Here is a 20,187-nt window from a genome sequence, read left to right as displayed (position 1 = left end):
CTCTCGTCCTTTAAAGGTCCGGAAAATAGCGGTGCATCGCCCATGCCGATGTGGGCGGATCAATCCACCCCGGCAAGGCTGGCGCGCGACTAGCACCGGGTTTCTGACTATGCAACCCGCCTGCGCGGCGGAACGGTGTATTCGCACGGCATTGGCAGGTGCGAAGATCGCGCGCGGCGGGGCATTGGCCGCCCCCCGTTATTGCTTCGCTTCGCACGAGTAGACCAGCCGTTCGTTGGGTGCGGAGGGGAGCAGGGCGGTGACCCCCGATTGCAGATCGCCCAGCGTGGACGCGGCCCCTTCCGCGTTGCATTTCGGCGGCGAGTACTTGCCGCGTGCCTGCCGCGCCGCAGCCATGTCGGTGCGACCGAGCAGATAGCGGTCGGTGCGGAACGTGCCCGTCGCCGGATCGAACAGGTTCACCGACACCGCCTGTTCCTGGTTCGGGACGAACACCCGCGACCAGCTGCCGCCCGAAAAGCCATATTGCGTGCGCCCGTTGACGCAGCCGTCCTCGCGCCACGAAAATTCCAGTTCGCGGTCGGGCGCGCCGACCACACGGCTGCGCGTCAGGTCGAGCGTGCAGGTCAGCATTCCGTCGCCAGTCGCCTCGGCACCGGGGGCATCGGGCGATTCGTCCACTTCGCCCATCGCCGCCGCGACCCGCCGCTCCACTTCGTCGAGGCCGGGCCGGGTAAACCATAGCGCGAGCGCGACGATTGCGGCGACGGCCGCGATCGTGCCCGCGATCATCATCCGGCGTTCGCCCCCTTCGCCGGCCTGTCGGGCCTGCCAGGCCACCGCGGCGGCCCCGAATGCGGCCAGCGCCAGGACGAACGCGAGCGCCATCGCATTTTCGCGGTCGGTCTGGACCGATTCGCGTGCGCTATCCTCTGCGCGGGCGCGACGCTCGCGGGTTTCCTGCGCGCGGGCGGCGAGTTGCTGGCGCGCTTCGTCCTGCTGGCGTTCGATCCGCGCACGTTCGGCTTCGTTCAGATCTTCCAGGCTGCGGCAGGGCAGATCGGCGATCCGCGCCTCGACATCGTTCGCGCGCAGGAATGGAAGGAGTTCGCGGGTCGAAACCGCGAAGTAGAATTCACCGTCCGATCCGCCCGAATCGGTGCCGAAGCTGTTCACCCCGATCACCCGGCCGCACCCGTCCAGCAGCGGCCCGCCTGAGTTGCCGCGCGCGATCGGGGCGGTGTGCAGGATCGTGTCGAACAGCCGGCTGGGGCGCTGGCCGGACAGGAAGCCGCGGCTTTTGACCGGCGGCTGCGAGCGGAAGATATCGCCCATGTCCAGGCCCTGCGCCCGGTCGACGTTCATCGGGTAACCGACTGCCGAAACCTCTCCATCGCGCACGGCGCCGGCGGCAATCGTCAGCGGGGGCAGGCGCAGCTCGCCGGTGATTTCGACCAGCGCAAGGTCATTGCCCGGGCTGACCGCGACCGGGCGGGCATAATCGGCGGCCTCGCCCCCTTCGCTGGGCACGATGCCGATCCGCAGGGTATCGTCCTGCAAGGCTTCGCGCACGACGTGGGCATTGGTGACGATTCTGCGCGGCCCCACCGCAAACCCGGTGCCGTGGCTGACGGGGAAGACTTCGTCCCCGTCGGTCCCCATGATCACCACGCGAACCACGCCGCGCGCGGCGGCGTCGATATCGGCGGGATCGGCCTGCGCCGCCGCGGGAAGGATCAGCGCCAGCAGCGCGGCGGCAAGGGTGAACAGGCGCGTCATCGGCGGGGTATGTAGGCGAGGGCGCCTTTTGACCGCAAGCGGCGGGATGCGACTGTCCGCGACGCGATGCATAGCGAGCGGGCAATCGAACAGGAGCGGTTCAATGACTTATCGCATTCGCGGGCTCGACCCCGCACAATTCGCGGATCGTTTCGCAATGGACGGGGACGCGCTGGCCGCAACGCTTTCGCAGCGGCTGACGGCGCCGGACGAAGGCTACTACCCCTGCCGGGTGAGCCTGAAGGACGCGGCACCGGGGGAGGACGTGTTGCTAACCAATTTCACCAATCACGATCCGGCCACCCCCTATCGCAATGCCTTTGCCATTTACGTGCGCAAGAATGCGGATGAACCGGCCGAGTTCGTAGACAGCCTACCCCCGGTCCTGCGCGGCCGCCCGATCGCGCTGCGCGGCTATAGCGCGGACGGGTGCCTGCACCGGGCCGCACTCGCGCTGGCGGACGATGTCGATCCTGCGATACGCGCTTTGCTCGACGACCCGCAAATCGCGTATATCGACGCCCACAACGCCGCCTATGGCTGTTTTGCGGCGCGCGTCGAGCGCTATGAAGGGGTGTGACATGCTGAACGACGATCATGCCTGGGCCGCAGTCAAACGGCGCGACAAGAGCTTCGACGGGCGCTTCGTGACCGGCGTGTTGTCGACCGGAATCTATTGCCGCCCGTCCTGCGCCGCCCGTCATCCGCGGCGGGAAAACGTCCGCTTCTTCGCGAGCGGAGCCGATGCGCGGCGGGCCGGGCTGCGCGCCTGCAAGCGTTGCCTGCCCGACGATGTTGCGCGTGATGAAGCTGCCGTGGTCGCCGCGATCGACGAAATCCGACAGGCCGCCGGCGATGCCGAAGGCACGCCATCGCTGGATACCCTGGCGCAGCTCACCGGCTATTCGCCCAGTCATTTCCAGCGCGTGTTCAAGCGCGCGATCGGCCTGTCGCCGGCTGCCTATGCCCGCGCTCTGCGGGAAGAGCGTGCCCGCGATGCCCTGAGCGATGGGGCAAGCGTGACCGGCGCGATTTACGATGCGGGCTTTTCCGCGCCGTCGCGCTTCTACGATTCCACAAAGGGGAAATTGGGCATGGCACCGAGTGCATGGGCGAACGGCGGGGCAGGTGTGGCGATACGCTGGGCCGTGGTCGAAACCACGATGGGGCCGATGCTTGTCGCCGCGACCGACAAGGGCGTGTGCCGTCTGTCGTTCGGCGAAGGTGAGGACGATCTGCGCCGGCGCTTTCCCCAGGCCGATCTGATCGCAGGCGACGCCGCCTTTGCCGGATTGCTCGCCGACGTGGTGGCCACGGTCGAATCGCCCGGCGATTTCGCTCACATCCCGCTGGATGTGAAAGGCACGGCGTTTCAGGAAGCGTGCTGGAAGGCGCTGCGCGAAATACCGCCCGGCGAAACCCGCACATATTCCGACATCGCCGCCGCGGCCGGCAATCCCAAGGCGGTGCGGGCCGCAGGCAGCGCCAATGCGCGCAACAATGTCGCCATCCTGATTCCCTGCCACCGCGTGATCCGGTCCGACGGCGATCTGGGCGGTTATGCCTATGGGCAGGATATCAAGCGGGAACTGCTCAAACGCGAAGGAGCGAAGACATGAGCAAGATTGACGAATTGCGCGGCCTGCATGTTCCCGGCGATCCGCTGGTGCTGTTCAACATCTGGGATGCCGGTTCCGCCCGCGTGGTGGCGAAGGCCGGAGCGGCGGCGATCGCGACGGGCAGTTACGGCGTGGCCGAATCGCTCGGCTATCGCGACGGACAGACCGTCCCGCTCGACCTTGTCCTCGCCAATCTCGCGCGGATCGTGTCGGTCACCGATTTGCCCGTGTCGGTCGACATGGAAGCCGGTTATGGCGACACGCCGGAACAGGTGGCCTCTTCTGTCGCCCGCGCGCGCGATGCCGGTGCCGCCGGGATCAACATGGAAGATCGCGGGCCGGGGCAGGATGCGCTCGTTCCCATGGCGGAGCAGGCCGAGCGCGTGGCCGCCGCCGCATCCAGCGGCATCTTCGTCAATGCCCGCTGCGACGTGTTCCGGGGCCGGGACGTGGCCAGCGAAGGCAAGGCGCTGGTCGCCGCGACGCTCGACCGTGCGCGCGCTTACGCCGATGCCGGCGCGGGCGGCCTGTTCGTGCCCTTCCTCGCCGATGCCGGCTGCATTGCCGCAATCTGCGAGGCATCGCCGCTCCCGGTTAATATCCTGTGGTCGCCGGCCTGCGGCGACCGGGCCGCGCTGGCCACACTCGGCGTCGCGCGGATCAGCCATGGGCACCAGCCCTGGGAAGCCGCGATGACCCTGCTGGAGCGCGAGGCACAGACCGTCCTCGCCGGCGGAACGCCGGGCTACGCGGCCTAGAGCCGGTTTTGCCGAAGCGGCCCTAGTCCAGCTTGGGCGCCATCCCCGGCTCGCATTTCTCCATCGCGCGGCGATAGGCATCGCGCCGGCCGATGCGCTGGAGATAGGCGGCGATATTGGGGAAGGCGTCCAGGCTCGTCCCGCCGAACATGCGGGCAGTGGTAAGGCTGAAACCCATCATGATGTCGGCCGTGGTCAGCTGCGACCCGCCGAAGAACTCCGCCTCTCCCAGCCGCGCCTCCGCCATGGCCCAGGCCTTCGCCGTCCGGCCGGTCACGAACTCGGGCACTTCGCCCATGCGCCCGGTGACGAGCGCCATCATGCCGTTGGTCATGAACGTGGCATTGGCGAAGTGGAACCAGAACAGGTGGTCCGCAAAATCGGGATGATCCGGGCCCGGCGACAGCCTGGCCCCGCCGTACTTGCGATCGAGATATTCGCAGATCGCCCCGCTTTCTCCCAGCGCCAGATCGCCATCGGTAATCACCGGGGCGATCCCCATCGGGTGCAGCGCCTTGTACTCTTCTGGCGCGAGATTGTTGTCTTCCCGCCGCGAATAGAGGCGCAGCGTATAATCCAGCCCCAACTCCTCGCACAGCCACACGACCCGTTCCGACTGCGAGATACGAAGATGATGAACGATCAGCATGGGTTGGCTCCTAAACGAAACTGTAGGGATCGATGTCGATCGATACGCGTACGCCGCGGGGGAAGTCGAGGGCGTTGAGCCAGGTGCGGAGGGTGTCCTGCAGGCGGGCGCTGCGGCGGGCGTTGATCAGCAGGCGATAGCGGTAGCGGCCGCGCAGCAGCGACAGCGGGGCGGGCGCTGGGCCGTAGATCGCTATGTCGCCCAGGTCGGGTCGCGTGCCGCCGATCGCGCGGGCGGCCTCTTTCGCTTCCGCCTCGTCCTCGCTCGACACGATGATCGCGGCCCAGCGGCCGAAGGGCGGGGCGCCGGCGTGGCGCCGTGCCTCCGTCTCCGCGGCGTAGAAGGCATCGCGGTCGCCGGCGGCCAGCGCGGCGATCACGGGTGCATCGGGATGGCGGGTCTGGATCAGGACCTGGCCCGGCTTCTCCCCGCGCCCCGCGCGCCCGGCGACCTGTGCGACCTGCTGGTAGGTCCGCTCCGCCGCGCGCAGATCGCCGCCCTCGAGCCCCAGATCGGCATCGACCACGCCGACCAGCGTCAGCTCGGGGAAATGGAAGCCCTTGGTCACCAGCTGGGTGCCGACGATCACGTCGATCGCCCCTTCCTCGACCTGCGCGACGAACTCTGCCGCGCGTTCGGGCGAATTGAGCGTGTCGCTGGTCGCGACCGCCACGCGCGCGCCGGGCAGGATTTCGGCCACTTCGTCGGCGATCCGCTCCACCCCCGGCCCGCAGGCGACCAGACAATCGGGCTCCCCGCATTCGGGGCATGTCGCGGGCGGTGTGGTCTCGTGCCCGCAGTGGTGGCAGGCGAGCCGGCGGGAGAAGCGGTGCTCGACCAGCCAGGCGGTGCAATTGGGACATTCGAAGCGAAAACCGCAATTGCGGCACAGCGTCAGCGGGGCATAGCCGCGCCGGTTGAGGAACAGCAGCGACTGTTCCCCCTTGTCCAGCCGCTCGGCCAGTTCCCGCGCCAGCCGCGGGGCCAGCCAGCGGCCGCGTTCGGGCGGGTCCTCGGTCAGATCCACGGTGTCGATCGCCGGCAGTTCCGCCGCGCCGAAGCGGCTGGGCAGTTCGAGCCGTTCGTAGATCCCGCTTTCGGCCATCTGCAGGCTTTCGAGCGCGGGGGTCGCGCTGGCGAGGACGACGGGCAGCCCTTCGAAATGCGCGCGCATCACCGCCACGTCGCGCGCGTTGTAGCGCACGCCGTCGTCCTGCTTGAAGCTGACCTCGTGCGCTTCGTCGACCACGATCAGGCCCAGCCGGCCATAGGGCAGGAACAGGGCGGAGCGCGCGCCGACCACGACTTGCGCCTCCCCACTGGCGATTGCGCGCCAGGCGCGGCGGCGCTCGGTCGATTTGAGCGAGGAATGCCAGACGACCGGCGGCGCGCCGAAGCGATCCTCGAACCGGCGCAGGAACGCCTGGGTCAGGGCGATTTCGGGCAGGAGGACGAGGACTTGCTGGTCCGCATCGAGCGCGGCGGCGACCGCTTCGAAATAGGTTTCGGTCTTGCCCGATCCGGTCACGCCGTCGAGCAGGAAAGGTGCGAAGGCCGCTTCGTTCACCGCGTCCACCAGCCGGGCCGCAACCCCGGCCTGTTCGGGGTTGAGCTCCACCGCCGCGTGGCCCGCCCGGGCGCGGGGGTAGGGGCGGTCGCAATCGACCGTGACAGGCTCCATCGCGCCCTGATTGACCAGCCCGCGCAGGACCCCTTCGGACACGCCGGCCATGTCGGCCAGTTCGCGGATCGTCGCCTGTTCGCCTTCCAGCCGTTCCATCGCCCGTTCGCGCTGGGGCGTCATGCGTTCGGGCATTCCGCCGCTCAGCCGGTATTCGGTCATCGTCGCCGGGCCGCGCAGCGCGCCGCCGCTGGAGATGACCATTCGCGCCACTGCCGAAAGCGGGGCGCAGTAATAGTCGGCGGTCCATTCGATCAGGCGGCGCAGCTCGGCGCGCAGCGGGGGCACCGGCAGCGCTTCGGCCAGCGGCCGCAGGCGCGCGTCGGCCACCGATTCGGCGGGAAGCCGGTCTTCTTCCCACACGATGCCGACGATCTGGCGCGGGCCGAGCGGGGCGACGACGACCGATCCCGGCCCCACCGCCATGCCTTCGGGCACGCGATAGTCCAGCGCGCCGAGCGCGGCGTTGAAGACGAGGAGGCGGACACGGTTCATCGGCACCCTCATATGAGAGCGCGGCCATGCGGGCGGCAAGGCGCGGGCGAAGAAATCCTGCGAATTGTGCCTCCGCTCGCGTCCGACGGCCTAGCTCCGCAGGCCTGCCTTCGTTAGAGCGGGAGGGGAATCGCCAATCGGAGCCGACCCATGAAATTCTTCGCCGACACTGCCGACACCGCCGAGATAGAGGAACTGGCCGCGACCGGTCTGCTCGACGGTGTGACCACCAATCCTTCGCTGATCGCCAAGTCCGGGCGCGATTTCATGGAAGTGACGAAAGAAATCTGCGGCCTGGTCGACGGGCCGGTCAGCGCCGAGGTCGTCGCGCTCGATCACGAGACGATGATGAAAGAGGCGGAAGTCCTGCGCAAGATCGCGGACAACGTCTGTATCAAGGTGCCGCTGACGATCGACGGGCTGAAGACCTGCAAGGCGCTGACGGGCGAGGGCACGATGGTCAACGTCACGCTGTGCTTTTCCGCCAACCAGGCATTGCTGGCCGCCAAGGCGGGGGCGACGTTCGTGTCCCCCTTCGTCGGCAGGCACGACGACAACGGGTTCGACGGGATGGAGCTTATCCGCGATATCCGCCTGATTTACGACAATTACCCGTTCGACACCGAAATCCTCGTCGCTTCCGTCCGCCATGCCACCCACGTGCTGGAAAGCGCCCGGATCGGGGCCGACGTGGCGACAATGCCGCCGGCGGTGATCAAGGGGCTGGTCAAGCATGTCCTGACCGACAAGGGCATCGAAGGCTTCCTGGCCGACTGGGCGAAGACCGGACAAAAGATCGTATGACGATCTTTTGCCCGAGTCCCCGCGCAGGCGGGGACCTCGCGCCACTGGCGCTCCGCATGTGGCCTGAGGCCCGCGCCTTCGCGGGGGCACCAAAGGGATAGCATTGGCCGACCAGACGCCCCTCGACCGCTTCAAGCAGGCGCTGACCGGAACGGCGCGCGCCCTGGCGCGCGAGCCGGAGGTCGAGGTCGCCTGGAGCGCGGATGCCCCCACGGCCAGCGGGAAGAACTTTCGCGTTCCGCTGCCGGGACGGACCCTGCCGCCCGAACAGGCGCGCGAGGCGCGCGGATTTGCCGACAGCTTTGCGCTCCGCCTGCGCCATCACGATAGCGGCCTCCACGCTCGCAACGCTCCGCCGGAGCCGGTGGCGCGTGCCTGTTACGACATGGCCGAGCAGGTCCGGTACGAGGCGCTGGGGGCCAATCGCTTCGGCGGGATTCGCGACAATCTGGATGCCGCGGTGGAATTGCGCACTGCCGCCGATCCGATCGCGCGGGCACAGAACGAGGGCGACGTGCCGCTGCAAACCGCGCTGGGCCTGATCCTGCGCGAGCGACTGACCGGCGCCCCGGTGCCCGAACGCGCGCGCGCCGGGGTGGAGATGGTCCGCGAATTCATCGAAGCGCGCGCCGAACCCGATTTCGAAGCGCTGGCGCTGTCGCTGGACGATCAGAAGGCGTTTCAGTCGCTTGCGCTCGACATGTTGCGCCACCTCGAACTTGTCCGCCCGGAAGAGAACGACGGCGGCGAGGATGAGGAAGGTGACGACGAGGACGGCGGCGAGCAGGACGAGGACGAGAGCGAAGGCGAAGACAGCGGCGATTCGGACCCGCAGTCGACCCAGATCGCCGGCGAGCCGAGCGAAGGCGACGCCGATGGCGAGAGCGAGGGCGAAGCCGAATCGAGCGACGAAATGTCCGACGGTGAGGCCGCGGACGAGGGGGAGGAGGGCATGTTGCCGGTCCGCCCCAACCGGCCCTGGACCGACATCCCCGGCGATTTCGAATACTCGCACTTCACCGACCGGTTCGATGAAGTGATCGAGGCGCCCGAGCTGTGCGATGCGGAGGAGCTGGACCGGCTGCGCAGCTATCTCGACAGCCAGCTCGCCGGGTTGCAGTCGGTCGTCACCAAGCTTGCCAATCGGCTGCAGCGGCGGCTGATGGCGCAGCAGAACCGCAGCTGGGACTTCGACCAGGAAGAGGGGCTGCTCGATGCCGCGCGGCTCACTCGCGTCGTCGTCAGTCCCGGCCATGCGCTGTCCTACAAGGTCGAACGCGATACCGAATTCAAGGACACGGTGGTCACCCTGCTGATCGACAATTCGGGCTCCATGCGCGGGCGGCCGATCAGTATTGCCGCGATCAGCGCCGACATCCTCGCGCGGACGCTGGAACGGTGCGGGGTCAAGACCGAGATTCTCGGCTTCACCACCCGCGCCTGGAAGGGCGGGCAGAGCCGCGAGGCATGGCTGGCCGACGGCAAGCCGCCGCAGCCGGGCCGCCTCAACGACTTGCGCCACATCGTTTACAAGAAGGCGGACGAGCCCTGGCGCCGCGCGCGCCGCAACCTCGGCCTGATGATGCGCGAAGGGCTGCTGAAGGAAAACATCGACGGCGAGGCGCTGATGTGGGCGCACCAGCGCCTGCTCGGCCGGCCGGAAGATCGCCGGATCCTGATGGTCATTTCCGACGGCGCGCCGGTCGACGATTCGACGCTGAGCGTGAACAGCGCCGGCTATCTGGAAAGCCACTTGCGCCGGGTGATCGACTGGATCGAGAAACAGTCTCCCGTGCAACTCGCCGCCATCGGCATCGGCCACGACGTGACCCGGTACTACAAGCGCTCGGTCACGATCATGGATGTCGAACAACTGGGTGGCACCATTATCGAGCAACTGGCGGACTTGTTCGAGGTGGAGTGACTTGGCCGGTCATACTCCGTGTGATAAAGTATGCGGCATGGGCAAGCTCGAACGCATTACCGTGACGATGCCGGAAGAAATGGCCGCGAAGCTGCGCGCAGCGGTCGATTCCGGCAGCTATGCCACCACGAGTGAAGTGGTGCGGGAAGCGCTCCGCGATTGGAGCGATGAGCAGGATCGCAGGGAAGCCGCGATCGAGCGCCTCAAGGAGATGGTTGCCGAAGCTGAAGCGGGGCCGTCTTATCCTGCCGAACAGGCATTTGCTGAAATCCGCCAGTATGTCGCCGAACAAGCAGCCAAGTATCGCGCCGAAGATCGGTGAAAACCGTCGAGATCAAGCAGCGCGCGATGGACGATCTGCGCGAGATTTCGGATTACATCGCTCGTGACGATCCATCGCAGGCGGAAAGCTATATCGCCGAGCTTCTCAAACGAATTGCATGGGTCGGCGACAATCCTCTGCTGTATCGCGTGCGTTTGCGCTGGAAGTACGATCTGCGGATCGCACATCATGGCCGGTACCAGATTGTCTATCGTGCAGACGATGTTTCGGTTGTGATCTTACGAGTTGCTCATTCATCGCGTGATCTCAATGCTTTACTCGAAGAAATTGAATGACCCCCTCTGAAGCCATCGCCACTCGCCGCTTCGTCCGCGCCTTTCTCGACAAGCCTGTCGATCGGGCGACACTCGTCCGCGTGCTGGAGAAGGCGCAGCGCGCGCCTTCGGGCGGAAATACGCAGCCCTGGCACGGCATCGTGCTGACCGGCGCGCCGATGCAGCGCCTGTTTGACCGGATCGCGCAGGAATTTCCCAAGGGGCGCGCCGCCCATGCGCCCGAGTATCACATCTATCCGCCCGAACTCGACGGCCCCTACGAACAGCGCCGGCGCGGCGTGGGGGAAGACATGTATGGCGCGCTCGAAATCGCGCGCGAGGACAAGGCGCAGCGCCTTGCCTGGTTCGCCAACAATTTCCGCGCTTTCGGCGCACCCGTGCTGATGCTGGTCCACACGCCGAAATATATGGGCCCGCCGCAGTGGTCGGACATCGGCATGTGGCTGCAGACGATCATGCTGCTCCTGCGCGAGGAAGGGCTCGATTCCTGCGCGCAGGAAGCCTGGGCCGTCTATTCCCCGCAGATCCGCGAAGTGGTCGACATTCCCGAAGATCACACGTTCTTCTGCGGCCTCGCCATCGGCTATCGCGACCCGGATGCACCGGTGAACGCGTTCCCCGTCGCCCGCGCGCCGATCGACGAGGCGATCCGCTGGGACGGTTTCGACGCTTGACCGCGAGGCCGCGCCCGCGCCAAGGCTGGCAGCCATGACCGCGACCCCGCTCAAGCTCTTCAACTCGCTCACCCGCCAGCTCGAACCGTTCGAACCGGTCCACGCCGGCGAGGCGCGCGTCTATTCCTGCGGGCCGACGGTCTACAACTACCCGCATATCGGCAATATGCGCGCCTATGTCTTCGCCGACGTGCTCGGCCGCACGCTCTCGTCGCGCGGCTACAAGCTCACCCATGTCATCAACATCACCGATGTCGGCCACCTGACCGACGATGGCGATGCGGGCGAGGACAAGATGGAGAAGATGGCCGCGCAGAAAGCGCAGTCGATCTGGGACATCGCGAAGCACTATACCGAAGCCTTCCGGGCCGACGTGAAGGCGCTCAACATTCGCGAGCCGGCCAGGTGGTCGGTGGCGACCGACTATATCGACGAGATGCTGGAGTTCGCGAAAAGCATTGCAGACAAGCACTGCTACGAACTCGACAGCGGGCTCTATTTCGACGTTTCGACGGTCGAGGACTACGGCCGCCTCGCGCGCGCCGTGACCGAAGAGGGTGAAGGCCGGATCGAGGCAGTCGCGGGCAAGCGGAACGCCGCCGATTTCGCCATCTGGCGCAAGACCCCGCCGGGCGAAACGCGGCAGATGGAATGGGATTCCCCGTGGGGCAAGGGCGCCCCCGGCTGGCATCTGGAATGCTCGGTCATGGGCGAGAATCTGCTCGGCTTCCCGTTCGACATCCACACCGGCGGGATCGATCACCGCGAGATCCACCACCCGAACGAAATCGCACAGAACCAGGCCTTCTGCGGGTGCGGCGGGCTGGACGTGGCGACGCATTCGGGCGCGAAGATCTGGATGCACAACAACTTCCTGGTCGAACGCAGCGGCAAGATGAGCAAGTCGGCGGGCGAATTCCTGCGCCTGCCCCTGCTGGTGTCGAAAGGCTATCACCCGCTCGCCTATCGTCTCATGTGCCTTCAGGCGCATTACCGCAGCGAACTGGAATTTTCGTGGGACGGACTGGGCGCGGCGCTGACCCGGCTGAAACGGATGGCGATCGCGGCGGAGCGTTTTTCGGACGCGGACGAGGAAGGCGACCCGAACCATCCGCGCCTCGTGCCGTTCCTCGAACGGTTCGACGCCGCGATGGCGGACGATCTCAACACCCCGCTGGCGCTGACCGCGTTCGAGGAAGCGCTATCGGCGAAGAAGATCGACCCGGCGGCACGCCGCGCCGCGATCGCCCGGATGGACGCGGTGCTCGGCCTCGGCCTGCTCGACCTGACCCGCGCCGACTTGCGCCTGCGCCCCGATACGGCCGAACTGGACGAGGACGACGTCGAAGATGCGCTCGAACGCCGCCGCGAAGCCCGCGCCGCCCGCGACTTCGCCCGCTCCGACGCGATCCGCGACGAACTGTCGGGCAAAGGGGTCGAGGTGATGGACGGCGATCCGCTCGGCTGGGACTGGAAGCTTGGCTAGGGCCGCAGTGCAATCGGAGGAGAGAAACCAATGACCGTTGCCGTCCTGTCCGGGCTTGTCCGGCCGCTGGTGGAAGAGCACCTGCCGGCGGGGATCGAGCCGCGCTGGTACACTTCGGTCGAGGAACTTCATGCGCTTGCGCCCGAGGCGGAGATCGGGTGGTTCGATCTCGATGCCACGGAACCGATGGCCGAGGCGGTCCGGCGGGCGGAAAAGCTGCGCTGGCTCAGCTCGATCTACGCCGGGCTCGATTTCCTGCCGCTCGACCTGTTGCAGCGGCGCGGGGTCACGATCACCAATGGCGCGGGCATCAACGCGATCACGATTGCCGAATATGTCGTGATGGGGATGCTGACGATGGCCAAGGGCTACCGCGAAGTCGTGCGCGCGCAGGACCGGCGCGAATGGCTGGCCGATTCGCCGGGCAAGCGCGAACTGGCGGGCAGCCGGGCGCTGCTGCTGGGCTATGGCGCGATCGGCAAGCTGATCAGGCCGCGGCTGGAAGCTTTCGGGGTGGAAGTGACCGTCGTGCGCCGGTCGGGCGGGGACGGGGTGCTGGCCCCCGACGAATGGCGCGCGCGGCTGGGCGAATTCGACTGGGTGATCCTGGCCGTTCCCGCGACACCGGAAACCGATGCGATGATCGGCAGCGAGGAACTTGCCGCGATGAAGGACGATGCCGTGCTGGTGAACATCGCGCGCGGCGCGGTGGTGGACCAGGACGCGCTGGTCGCCGCGCTGGAGGAACGGCGCATCGGCGGGGCGTTCCTGGATGTGACGACGCCCGAGCCGCTGCCGGCCGATCACCCACTGTGGCAACTCGAAAATGCCCATGTGACGATGCACCTGTCGGGCCGGGCGCAGTCGAAGATGTTCGTCCGTTCGGCCGAACGGTTCCTGGCCAATTGCCGCCGGTTCGTCGCCGGGGAACCGCTGGAGCCGATTTTCGACCCCGCGCGCGGATATTGACCGGGCGGCGGGGCGGACCTTTCGCCCGCCAGCGGGATTGTTGGGGGAGGAGGACCGTATGCCCAGGCTCGACAAGACTTATCCGCTCTACCTGAACAATCGGCCGCAGCAGCCGAACACCGACCTTGCCGTGACCGACAAGTACACGGGCGAGGTTGCCTTTCGCACCGCGCTCGCCACGCCGGAGATCATCGATGCGGCAATTGCCGGGGCCGTGCGCGCGGCGGGGCCGATGGCGCGCCTCGCCGGGTTCGAGCGCCAGGGCGTGCTGCAGCATTGCGTCGACCGTTTCCGCGAACGTTTCGACGAACTCGCCTATGCCCTGTGCGTCGAGGCCGGCAAGCCGATCCGCGACAGCGAGGGCGAGGTCACGCGCCTGATCGACACTTTCCGCATCGCGGCGGAAGAATCGGTCCGCAATTATGGCGAGGTCATGCCGCTCGACATTTCGGAGCGGGCCCGCGGTTACCAGTCGATGTGGAAACGCTATCCGATCGGGCCGTGCAGCTTCATTTCGCCGTTCAACTTCCCGCTGAACCTGGCCGCGCACAAGATCGCCCCGGCCATCGCCATCGGCTGCCCCTTCGTGATGAAGCCGGCGAGCAAGACCCCGCTCGGCGCGCTGATCGTCGGCGAAGTCCTGGCCGAATGCGACGTGCTGCCCGAAGGCGCGTTTTCGATCCTCCCTGCCAGCCGCGACGGGGCCGACCTGTTCACCGAGGACGAGCGGCTGAAACTGCTCAGCTTCACCGGTTCGCCCGCGGTCGGCTGGGCGCTGAAGGCGCGCGCGGGGAAGAAGAAGGTCGTGCTCGAACTCGGCGGCAATGCCGCGGTGATCGTCGACCGCGACGCCGACCTCGACGATGCGCTGGAACGGATCGTCTTCGGTGCTTTCTACCAGTCGGGGCAGAGCTGCATCGGGGTGCAGCGCATCCTGATCCACGAGGACATCTACGACCGCTTCCGCGACATGCTGGTGGCGAAGACCCGCACGCTCAAGGCCGGCGATCCGAAGGATCGGGAAACCTTCATCGGCCCGATGATCTCCGAAGGCGAGGCGCGCCGGCTGAAGGGCTGGATCGACGAGGCGGTCGAAGGCGGCGCGCGCCTGCTGTGCGGCGGCGGGTGCGAAGGCAACATGCTGGAGGCGACCCTGCTCGAAGGGGTCGACCGTGACGCCCGCGCGCTGAACGAGGAAGCCTTCGGCCCGCTCGCGATCCTGCAGCCGTTTTCCGACTTCGACGCCGCGCTGGACGAGGTGAACCGGAGCGAGTTCGGCCTCCAGGCCGGGGTCTTCACCCGCGACCTGTTTCGGATGTTCGACGCCTGGGATCGGCTGGAAGTGGGCGGCGTGATCGTCAACGACGTGCCCAGCATCCGCGTCGACAACATGCCCTACGGCGGGGTCAAGGATTCGGGCCTCGGCCGCGAGGGGATCCGCTTCGCAATGGAAGACATGAGCGAGATCCGCAATCTCGTGATCCGGCGCGGGGGCTGATCGCGCCGGCTTGGCGACCCGGTGGGCGGGAATCCAGCCGCGTGGGGCAGGGCGGCGGGGGTAGAGAATGATCATGCGTCCTCCAGCAGCAGAAGCTCGCATTCCAGCGTCAGGCGCGGGTGCGGCAACAATGTGTGATCGACCCGGGTAACGGTCGCCTCCGCGACGATCTGGCCGGGAATCGCGAATTCGTGTTCGGGCAGATCGGCGATGAAGTGTTCGGCCGCGGCAACCGCCTGCGCGCCGTCGAAGTCGATCTCCAGCGTATGGCGCGCACCTTCGAAGGTGATGCTGGCCCAAGCCTTTTCGGTGTGGCGGCGGACCTGGCCGCGCTCCCCTGCCAGCGCGCGCAATGCGGCACGCAGGCGATCGGCGGCGGTGCGGCGCAGGGCGCGCGAGGCACGCGAAGGGCGTGGGGGGCGTGGGGGATCGGCTTCATGCAGCATGGCCAGTCTCCCGCGCGGCTTCGTACCCGGCCATGAAGCCCTGAATGCGCGCCTCCATGGCGCCGCGCGGCTCACGGCCGTTCCTGAGATCGAGAACGAAACGCGGATCTCGCGCGGCAAGCCGACCGAACTTGGTCGGCGAAATTTCGTGGGCACGAAGGAATTTTTCGACGGATCGGATCAGCATGGCTCTCCCCGGCAGGCAATGGGCGACTCGAATCGAATGTTCTCGATTCGTTCCGTCCTTGGTTCCAGCTGAAATCCTACTTGTCTAGGAAAAATACATCGTCTAGGAAGGAAAAATGATGCCAGAGGCTTTTCCGGGATGAACGACGCGCGCCAGCGCCTGCTCGAACTCGCCCGCGATCGCGGGGCGAGCCTGGCCGGGCTGTCTCACCTGATCGGGCGCAACCCCACGTACCTGCAGCAATTCGTGCGCAAGGGCAGCCCGCGCAAGCTGGAGGAGCAGGATCGCCGGACGCTGGCGGAATTTTTCGGTGTGGCCGAATCAGAATTGGGCGCGCCGGAGGGTAAATCCTATCCCCCGGCTCCTGCGCCGGTTCGCGGCGACTGGATCGAGGTGCCGCGCCTGTCGCTCGATGCCTCTGCCGGGGCCGGCGCGCTCGGCGCGCGCGAAATTCCCTTCGACGTGTTCCGCTTCTCGCGCCGCTGGCTGCGCGAAATGGGGCTGGAGGGGGCGGACCTGACCGCGATCCGGGTCGAAGGCGATTCGATGGAGCCGCTGCTCCGCTCGGGCGACGAAATCTTCGTCGACCGGCACAAGCGGGGGGGGGAGGGGATCCATGTCGTGCGCATCGGCGATGCCCTGCACGTCAAGCGGCTCCAGGCCGCGGCGCAGGGCCGGATCACGCTGGTCAGCGAAAACAGCGCCTATCCCCCGATCGAACTGGCGCGCGAGGAAGTGGAAGTAATCGGCCGCGTCGTGTGGAAAGGCGGGCGGGTCTGAGCCAGGCCCTCCACCCCTCGCTGCGCGAGTGGTCCCCCTCCCCATCGCGAGACGATGGGGAGGATCGGTAGCGGTTTCGGTTGATCCTCCCCAACGACTTGCGTTGGGGAGGTGGCAGCCGCGCCAGCGGCTGACGGAGGGGCCAGCCGCCGAGCGCCGGGCAGGATGAAATCGGGCCGACGCGCAGCTTGCAACCGGCCCTGTTCCCCGCCATCTCTCCGCCATGACCGATACCGACACCCAGCCGCCGATGCGCGCCGCGATCATGCCCGTCACGCCCCTGCAGCAGAACTGTTCGCTGATCTGGTGCACGAAGACGATGCGCGGGGCGCTGGTCGATCCAGGCGGCGATCTCGACAAGCTGAAAGCCGGCGTGGCGAGGGCGGGGGTGACGCTGGAAAAGCTGCTGATCACCCACGGCCATCTCGACCATTGCGGGCAGGCCGGTGTGCTGGCCCAGGAACTGGGCCTTCCGATCGAGGGCCCGCACGAGGAAGACCGGTTCTGGATCGCCCGGCTCGACGACGACGGGCGGCAATGGGGCATGGATGCAAAGAGCTTCGAGCCTGACCGGTGGCTGGACGATGGCGATACGGTGACGGTGGGCGACCTGACGCTCGACGTGATCCATTGCCCCGGCCACACGCCGGGCCACGTCGTCTTCCACCACGCGCCGAGCCGCTTCGCGATCGTCGGCGATGTCCTGTTCAAGGGATCGATCGGGCGGACCGATTTTCCGCGCGGCAACCATCAGGACCTGCTCGACGCGATCACCGGCAAGCTCTGGCCCCTGGGCGACGAGGTGACCTTCATCCCCGGCCACGGCCCGACCAGCACGTTCGGCCACGAACGGCGCACCAACGCCTTCGTTGGCGACGCCGCGCTGGCCTGAGGTTCAGCGGCTGCGGCTCAGAACAGCCGCAGAACCGCACCCACGGCAACCCCGGCCAGGAACAGCTGGGTCGCCAGCGTCACCAGCGTCCCGATCATCCGCCCCATCTGCGCCTTGCCGCCGTCCATCCCGAACCCGTGGGCGACGCGGCTGAGAATGAACAGGCCGGCGACATAGGCCAGCCAGTCGCCGCCGATCCCTGCAAGCTCCAGCGCCGCGATCAGCAGCAGCGTGATCGGCACGTTTTCCGCAAAATTGAGCTGGGCGCGCATCCGGCGTTGCAGCGCCTCGTTGCCGCCGTCGCCGACGCTGATCTTGTAGGCGCGGCGCACGGCGCCGATCCGCAAGGTCAGCCAGATATTGAGGATCGCGGCAGCCGCCACCGCAGTCAGAGTTACCGGAAGTATCATCGCTTTGCCCCTTGTCGCGTCTCGTGTCGCGGTGCCCGCCTGTTAGGGTCCGCGGGCGGCACGGGCAACGCCAATCCGGCGGGCCGGGTCGGTCGCACCGCTTGCAACGGGGGAAATATGCGCTATAGGGCGCGCCTTCCCGCAACGGACGGGTCCATCCTCAGGCGCGTCTTGTGCGTTGCCGGACCTTGGCCTAGAGCGGCCCGCAACACACAGAATTTATTGGAACAGGTGCCGCAATGGCTGTCCCGAAGAGAAAAGTATCGCCCCATCGCCGTGGCAACCGTCGCGCGCACGATTCGCTGAAGGTCGAGGCATTCCATGAATGCTCGAACTGCGGCGAGCTGAAGCGCCCGCACAACCTCTGCCCGCACTGCGGGCACTACAACGGCCGCGAAGTCATCGCCGTCGGCCTCTGACGGCCGGCTGGGGAACGTCATGAGTCTTCCGCGTATCGCCGTCGACGCGATGGGCGGGGACGAGGGTGTGCGCGTCATGGTGGAAGGTGCGGCGCTGGCCCGCCGCCGCCATGATCAGTTCAAGTTCCTGCTGGTGGGCGACGAGACGCGGATCAAGGCCGCGCTCGATACCCATCCGGGGATGCGCGACGCATCCGAAATCCTGCATTGCGACGATGTCGTGGGCGGTGACGAGAAGCCGACCCAGGCGCTTCGCCGCGCCCGCACCACGTCGATGGGCCTCGCGGTCAACGCGGTGAAGGCGGGCGATGCCGGCGCTGCGGTCAGCGCGGGCAACACCGGCGCACTGATGGCCATGAGCAAGCTCGCGCTGCGCACTCTGCCGGGCATCGACCGCCCCGCGCTCGCCGCGCTGATGCCGACGCTGGGCGACAACGACGTTATCATGCTCGACCTTGGTGCCAATACCGAGGCTGACGCGCGCAACCTGGTCCAGTTCGCGATCATGGGCGCGGCCTATTCGCGCATCGTCACCGGGCTTGCCGAACCGCGCGTGCGCCTGCTGAACATCGGGACCGAGGAAACCAAGGGCACCGATGCGCTGCGCGATGCCGCGGCGCAGCTTCAGGCGGCGACCGGCCTGGCGCTGTCCTTCGACGGGTTCGTCGAAAGCGACAAGATCAACCGCGGCGAAGTCGACGTCGTCGTCACTGACGGCTTTTCCGGCAATATCGCGCTCAAGGCGATCGAGGGGGCGGCGCGTTTCGTCACCGATCTGCTGCGCAGCGCCTTCACCAGCTCGCTGCGGTCCAAGATCGGTTTCCTCGTCTCGCGGCCGGCAACCGAATTGCTCAAGCATCATCTCGATCCCAACAATCACAACGGGGCCGTTTTCCTCGGCCTCAACGGTGTGGTGGTGAAAAGCCACGGCAGCGCCAATGCTGCCGGCGTGGCCAATGCCGTGGCGGTTGCCGCACGCCTGCTGGAGGACGATCTGACCCACCGCATCAGCGCCGATCTTGCCGCACTGGGCGAAGCGCGCCTGCGCACAGGCCAGGCGACCGGGGACGCGAAGTGATTCGTTCGCAGGTGAAAGGCAGCGGGTCCGCCTTGCCCCGCAACGTGGTCACCAATGCCGAACTGGCCAGGCGCGTCGATACCAGCGACGAATGGATCGTGGAGCGGACCGGTATCCGCCAGCGCTATATCGCGGAAGACGACGAAACGACTTCCTCGCTGGCGATCGAGGCTTCGCGCAAGGCGCTCGAAGCTGCCGGGGTGGACGCGAAGGATATCGACCTGATCGTGCTGGCCACCGCCACGCCCGACCAGACGTTCCCCGCCACCGCCACGATCGTTCAGCACGCACTGGGCTGCAACGGCGGGATCGCATTCGATGTCGGGGCGGTATGTTCCGGCTTCCTCTACGCCCTCGCAACCGCCGATTCGATGCTGCGCACCGGCATGGCGAAGCGCGCGCTGGTGATCGGTTCGGAAACCTTCAGCCGCATTCTCGATTGGGAAGATCGCGCAACGTGCGTCCTGTTCGGCGATGGTGCCGGGGCGATGGTGCTGGAAGCGCAGGACGTGCCCGAAGATGGGCCGGGCGTTCTGGCGTGCAAGCTGCACGCCGATGGCCAGCACAACCAGCTGCTCTACGTCGACGGCGGCCCTTCGACCACGCAGACCGTGGGGCATTTGCGGATGCGCGGGCGCGAGGTGTTTCGCCACGCGGTCGTCAACCTCGCTGCCGTGCTGGAGGAAACGCTGGCCGCTGCGGGCTTTGCCCCGGCCGATATCGACTGGGTCGTGCCGCACCAGGCGAACGCCCGCATTCTCGACGCCACCGCACGCAAGCTGGGCCTGCCGGCGGAAAAGGTGATCGTGACGGTTGACCGGCACGCGAACACCTCCGCCGCTTCCGTTCCGCTCGCTTTCGACACGGGCGTTCGCGACGGGCGAATCAAGCCCGGCGATTTGGTGATGTTCGAAGCGATGGGCGGCGGATTCACCTGGGGGGCAAGCCTCGTTAGGCTGTAATGGTTGACGCCGGTCGGCGTTTTTTACCATTTGGCCTGCAACACGTTGCGAAGGTGCGATATCCTCGTTAGGGCGCGCAGAGTCCGAAGTCGGGTCGC

At 67.1% G+C, this 20,187-nt stretch carries 22 protein-coding genes; 16 read left to right on the top strand and 6 right to left on the bottom strand.

Annotated features, from left to right (window positions below; translation table 11 throughout):
* Positions 1-198: 198 nt before the first annotated feature.
* Positions 199-1,740 (bottom strand): S1 family peptidase, encoded by a 1,542-nt coding sequence (locus AM2010_RS07575; protein ID WP_047806556.1) that lies wholly within the window; start codon positions 1,738-1,740, stop codon positions 199-201.
* Between the two features lie 103 nt (positions 1,741-1,843).
* Here AM2010_RS07575 and AM2010_RS07570 point away from each other — a divergent pair, with 103 nt between their 5' ends.
* Genes AM2010_RS07570 through AM2010_RS07560 form a run of 3 tightly spaced genes read left to right on the top strand, consistent with a single transcriptional unit; the run spans position 1,844 to position 4,117 of the window.
* Entirely contained in the window at positions 1,844-2,320 is a 477-nt protein-coding gene (locus AM2010_RS07570) for a DUF1203 domain-containing protein (protein ID WP_047806555.1), read from the top strand.
* Position 2,321: 1 nt separating this feature from the next.
* A complete protein-coding gene (locus AM2010_RS07565; protein WP_150115351.1) occupies positions 2,322-3,359 on the top strand; it encodes a bifunctional transcriptional activator/DNA repair enzyme AdaA in 1,038 nt (345 codons plus the stop codon).
* A complete protein-coding gene (locus AM2010_RS07560) occupies positions 3,356-4,117 on the top strand; it encodes an isocitrate lyase/PEP mutase family protein (protein WP_047806553.1) in 762 nt (253 codons plus the stop codon). The genes AM2010_RS07565 and AM2010_RS07560 overlap by 4 nt, the downstream gene beginning before the upstream one ends.
* A 22-nt stretch (positions 4,118-4,139) precedes the next feature.
* Here the strand turns inward: AM2010_RS07560 and AM2010_RS07555 are convergent, their stop codons facing one another.
* Together AM2010_RS07555 and AM2010_RS07550 are read right to left on the bottom strand one after the other, a co-directional pair.
* Complete coding sequence (locus AM2010_RS07555; RefSeq protein ID WP_047806552.1) at positions 4,140-4,766, bottom strand: glutathione S-transferase family protein; 627 nt, start codon at positions 4,764-4,766, stop codon at positions 4,140-4,142.
* 10 nt (positions 4,767-4,776) lie between these two features.
* The gene (locus tag AM2010_RS07550) at positions 4,777-6,942 is read right to left on the bottom strand and encodes a primosomal protein N' (RefSeq protein WP_047806551.1); all 2,166 of its coding nucleotides are present in this window, start codon (positions 6,940-6,942) and stop codon (positions 4,777-4,779) included.
* A 150-nt stretch (positions 6,943-7,092) separates the two neighbouring features.
* Here AM2010_RS07550 and fsa point away from each other — a divergent pair, with 150 nt between their 5' ends.
* The 8 genes from fsa (at position 7,093) to AM2010_RS07510 (ending at position 14,915) form a co-directional block, all read left to right on the top strand.
* Positions 7,093-7,746 carry a fructose-6-phosphate aldolase gene (gene fsa, locus AM2010_RS07545; RefSeq protein WP_047806550.1) on the top strand — a complete coding sequence of 218 codons (654 nt, stop codon included), beginning with the start codon at positions 7,093-7,095 and terminating at the stop codon, positions 7,744-7,746.
* A 103-nt stretch (positions 7,747-7,849) separates the two neighbouring features.
* Complete coding sequence (gene cobT / locus AM2010_RS07540) at positions 7,850-9,670, top strand: cobaltochelatase subunit CobT (RefSeq protein ID WP_047806549.1); 1,821 nt, start codon at positions 7,850-7,852, stop codon at positions 9,668-9,670.
* A gap of 37 nt (positions 9,671-9,707) precedes the next feature.
* A complete protein-coding gene (locus AM2010_RS07535) occupies positions 9,708-9,992 on the top strand; it encodes a ribbon-helix-helix domain-containing protein (RefSeq protein WP_047806548.1) in 285 nt (94 codons plus the stop codon).
* Positions 9,989-10,288 (top strand): type II toxin-antitoxin system RelE/ParE family toxin, encoded by a 300-nt coding sequence (locus tag AM2010_RS07530; protein ID WP_082132833.1) that lies wholly within the window; start codon positions 9,989-9,991, stop codon positions 10,286-10,288. Before AM2010_RS07535 ends, AM2010_RS07530 begins: the two co-directional genes overlap by 4 nt.
* Positions 10,285-10,962 carry a nitroreductase gene (locus tag AM2010_RS07525; protein ID WP_047806547.1) on the top strand — a complete coding sequence of 226 codons (678 nt, stop codon included), beginning with the start codon at positions 10,285-10,287 and terminating at the stop codon, positions 10,960-10,962. Before AM2010_RS07530 ends, AM2010_RS07525 begins: the two co-directional genes overlap by 4 nt.
* A gap of 34 nt (positions 10,963-10,996) precedes the next feature.
* Positions 10,997-12,448, top strand: a complete 1,452-nt coding sequence (gene cysS, locus AM2010_RS07520) for a cysteine--tRNA ligase (protein WP_047806546.1) — start codon at positions 10,997-10,999, stop codon at positions 12,446-12,448.
* 30 nt (positions 12,449-12,478) lie between these two features.
* Entirely contained in the window at positions 12,479-13,417 is a 939-nt protein-coding gene (locus AM2010_RS07515) for a D-2-hydroxyacid dehydrogenase (RefSeq protein WP_047806545.1), read from the top strand.
* A 58-nt stretch (positions 13,418-13,475) separates the two neighbouring features.
* Positions 13,476-14,915, top strand: coding sequence for an aldehyde dehydrogenase family protein (locus AM2010_RS07510; RefSeq protein ID WP_047806544.1), 1,440 nt, complete (start codon positions 13,476-13,478; stop codon positions 14,913-14,915).
* A 71-nt stretch (positions 14,916-14,986) separates the two neighbouring features.
* Here AM2010_RS07510 and AM2010_RS07505 read toward each other — a convergent pair whose 3' ends face one another.
* On the bottom strand, positions 14,987-15,361 hold the full coding sequence (locus tag AM2010_RS07505) for a hypothetical protein (RefSeq protein ID WP_047806543.1): 375 nt from the start codon (positions 15,359-15,361) through the stop codon (positions 14,987-14,989).
* The gene (locus tag AM2010_RS07500; protein ID WP_047806542.1) at positions 15,351-15,548 is read right to left on the bottom strand and encodes a hypothetical protein; all 198 of its coding nucleotides are present in this window, start codon (positions 15,546-15,548) and stop codon (positions 15,351-15,353) included. Before AM2010_RS07500 ends, AM2010_RS07505 begins: the two co-directional genes overlap by 11 nt.
* Before the next feature lie 138 nt (positions 15,549-15,686).
* Here AM2010_RS07500 and AM2010_RS07495 point away from each other — a divergent pair, with 138 nt between their 5' ends.
* Positions 15,687-16,328 carry a S24 family peptidase gene (locus AM2010_RS07495; protein WP_047806541.1) on the top strand — a complete coding sequence of 214 codons (642 nt, stop codon included), beginning with the start codon at positions 15,687-15,689 and terminating at the stop codon, positions 16,326-16,328.
* A 223-nt stretch (positions 16,329-16,551) separates the two neighbouring features.
* Entirely contained in the window at positions 16,552-17,220 is a 669-nt protein-coding gene (locus tag AM2010_RS07490; RefSeq protein WP_420834956.1) for an MBL fold metallo-hydrolase, read from the top strand.
* Between the two features lie 17 nt (positions 17,221-17,237).
* Here AM2010_RS07490 and AM2010_RS07485 read toward each other — a convergent pair whose 3' ends face one another.
* Positions 17,238-17,630 (bottom strand): MAPEG family protein, encoded by a 393-nt coding sequence (locus AM2010_RS07485; protein ID WP_047806540.1) that lies wholly within the window; start codon positions 17,628-17,630, stop codon positions 17,238-17,240.
* A gap of 239 nt (positions 17,631-17,869) precedes the next feature.
* On the opposite strand from AM2010_RS07485, the gene rpmF reads away from it, so the two are divergent.
* Genes rpmF through AM2010_RS07470 form a run of 3 tightly spaced genes read left to right on the top strand, consistent with a single transcriptional unit; the run spans position 17,870 to position 20,089 of the window.
* Positions 17,870-18,049, top strand: a complete 180-nt coding sequence (gene rpmF, locus AM2010_RS07480) for a 50S ribosomal protein L32 (RefSeq protein WP_047806539.1) — start codon at positions 17,870-17,872, stop codon at positions 18,047-18,049.
* Between the two features lie 19 nt (positions 18,050-18,068).
* Entirely contained in the window at positions 18,069-19,127 is a 1,059-nt protein-coding gene (plsX, locus tag AM2010_RS07475; protein ID WP_047806538.1) for a phosphate acyltransferase PlsX, read from the top strand.
* Positions 19,124-20,089, top strand: coding sequence for a beta-ketoacyl-ACP synthase III (locus AM2010_RS07470; RefSeq protein WP_047806537.1), 966 nt, complete (start codon positions 19,124-19,126; stop codon positions 20,087-20,089). The genes plsX and AM2010_RS07470 overlap by 4 nt, the downstream gene beginning before the upstream one ends.
* Positions 20,090-20,187 lie beyond the last annotated feature (98 nt).

It is taken from the genome of Pelagerythrobacter marensis (genome assembly GCF_001028625.1).
Classification (GTDB): Bacteria; Pseudomonadota; Alphaproteobacteria; order Sphingomonadales; family Sphingomonadaceae; genus Pelagerythrobacter; species Pelagerythrobacter marensis.
Note: the sequence above shows the minus strand (reverse complement) of the source record. Positions and strands in the feature narration are given on the sequence as shown.

Coding starts and splice junctions, on each gene's coding strand:
- AM2010_RS07575 (WP_047806556.1), bottom strand. CDS start 1,740: ATGACGCGCCTGTTCACCCTTGCCGCCGCGCTGCTGGCGCTGATCCTT.
- AM2010_RS07510 (WP_047806544.1), top strand. CDS start 13,476: ATGCCCAGGCTCGACAAGACTTATCCGCTCTACCTGAACAATCGGCCG.
- AM2010_RS07515 (WP_047806545.1), top strand. CDS start 12,479: ATGACCGTTGCCGTCCTGTCCGGGCTTGTCCGGCCGCTGGTGGAAGAG.
- AM2010_RS07505 (WP_047806543.1), bottom strand. CDS start 15,361: ATGCTGCATGAAGCCGATCCCCCACGCCCCCCACGCCCTTCGCGTGCC.
- AM2010_RS07495 (WP_047806541.1), top strand. CDS start 15,687: ATGAACGACGCGCGCCAGCGCCTGCTCGAACTCGCCCGCGATCGCGGG.
- AM2010_RS07570 (WP_047806555.1), top strand. CDS start 1,844: ATGACTTATCGCATTCGCGGGCTCGACCCCGCACAATTCGCGGATCGT.
- AM2010_RS07560 (WP_047806553.1), top strand. CDS start 3,356: ATGAGCAAGATTGACGAATTGCGCGGCCTGCATGTTCCCGGCGATCCG.
- AM2010_RS07535 (WP_047806548.1), top strand. CDS start 9,708: ATGGGCAAGCTCGAACGCATTACCGTGACGATGCCGGAAGAAATGGCC.
- AM2010_RS07500 (WP_047806542.1), bottom strand. CDS start 15,548: ATGCTGATCCGATCCGTCGAAAAATTCCTTCGTGCCCACGAAATTTCG.
- plsX (WP_047806538.1), top strand. CDS start 18,069: ATGAGTCTTCCGCGTATCGCCGTCGACGCGATGGGCGGGGACGAGGGT.
- fsa (WP_047806550.1), top strand. CDS start 7,093: ATGAAATTCTTCGCCGACACTGCCGACACCGCCGAGATAGAGGAACTG.
- rpmF (WP_047806539.1), top strand. CDS start 17,870: ATGGCTGTCCCGAAGAGAAAAGTATCGCCCCATCGCCGTGGCAACCGT.
- AM2010_RS07485 (WP_047806540.1), bottom strand. CDS start 17,630: ATGATACTTCCGGTAACTCTGACTGCGGTGGCGGCTGCCGCGATCCTC.
- AM2010_RS07525 (WP_047806547.1), top strand. CDS start 10,285: ATGACCCCCTCTGAAGCCATCGCCACTCGCCGCTTCGTCCGCGCCTTT.
- AM2010_RS07490 (WP_420834956.1), top strand. CDS start 16,552: ATGACCGATACCGACACCCAGCCGCCGATGCGCGCCGCGATCATGCCC.
- cysS (WP_047806546.1), top strand. CDS start 10,997: ATGACCGCGACCCCGCTCAAGCTCTTCAACTCGCTCACCCGCCAGCTC.
- AM2010_RS07555 (WP_047806552.1), bottom strand. CDS start 4,766: ATGCTGATCGTTCATCATCTTCGTATCTCGCAGTCGGAACGGGTCGTG.
- AM2010_RS07550 (WP_047806551.1), bottom strand. CDS start 6,942: ATGAACCGTGTCCGCCTCCTCGTCTTCAACGCCGCGCTCGGCGCGCTG.
- AM2010_RS07565 (WP_150115351.1), top strand. CDS start 2,322: ATGCTGAACGACGATCATGCCTGGGCCGCAGTCAAACGGCGCGACAAG.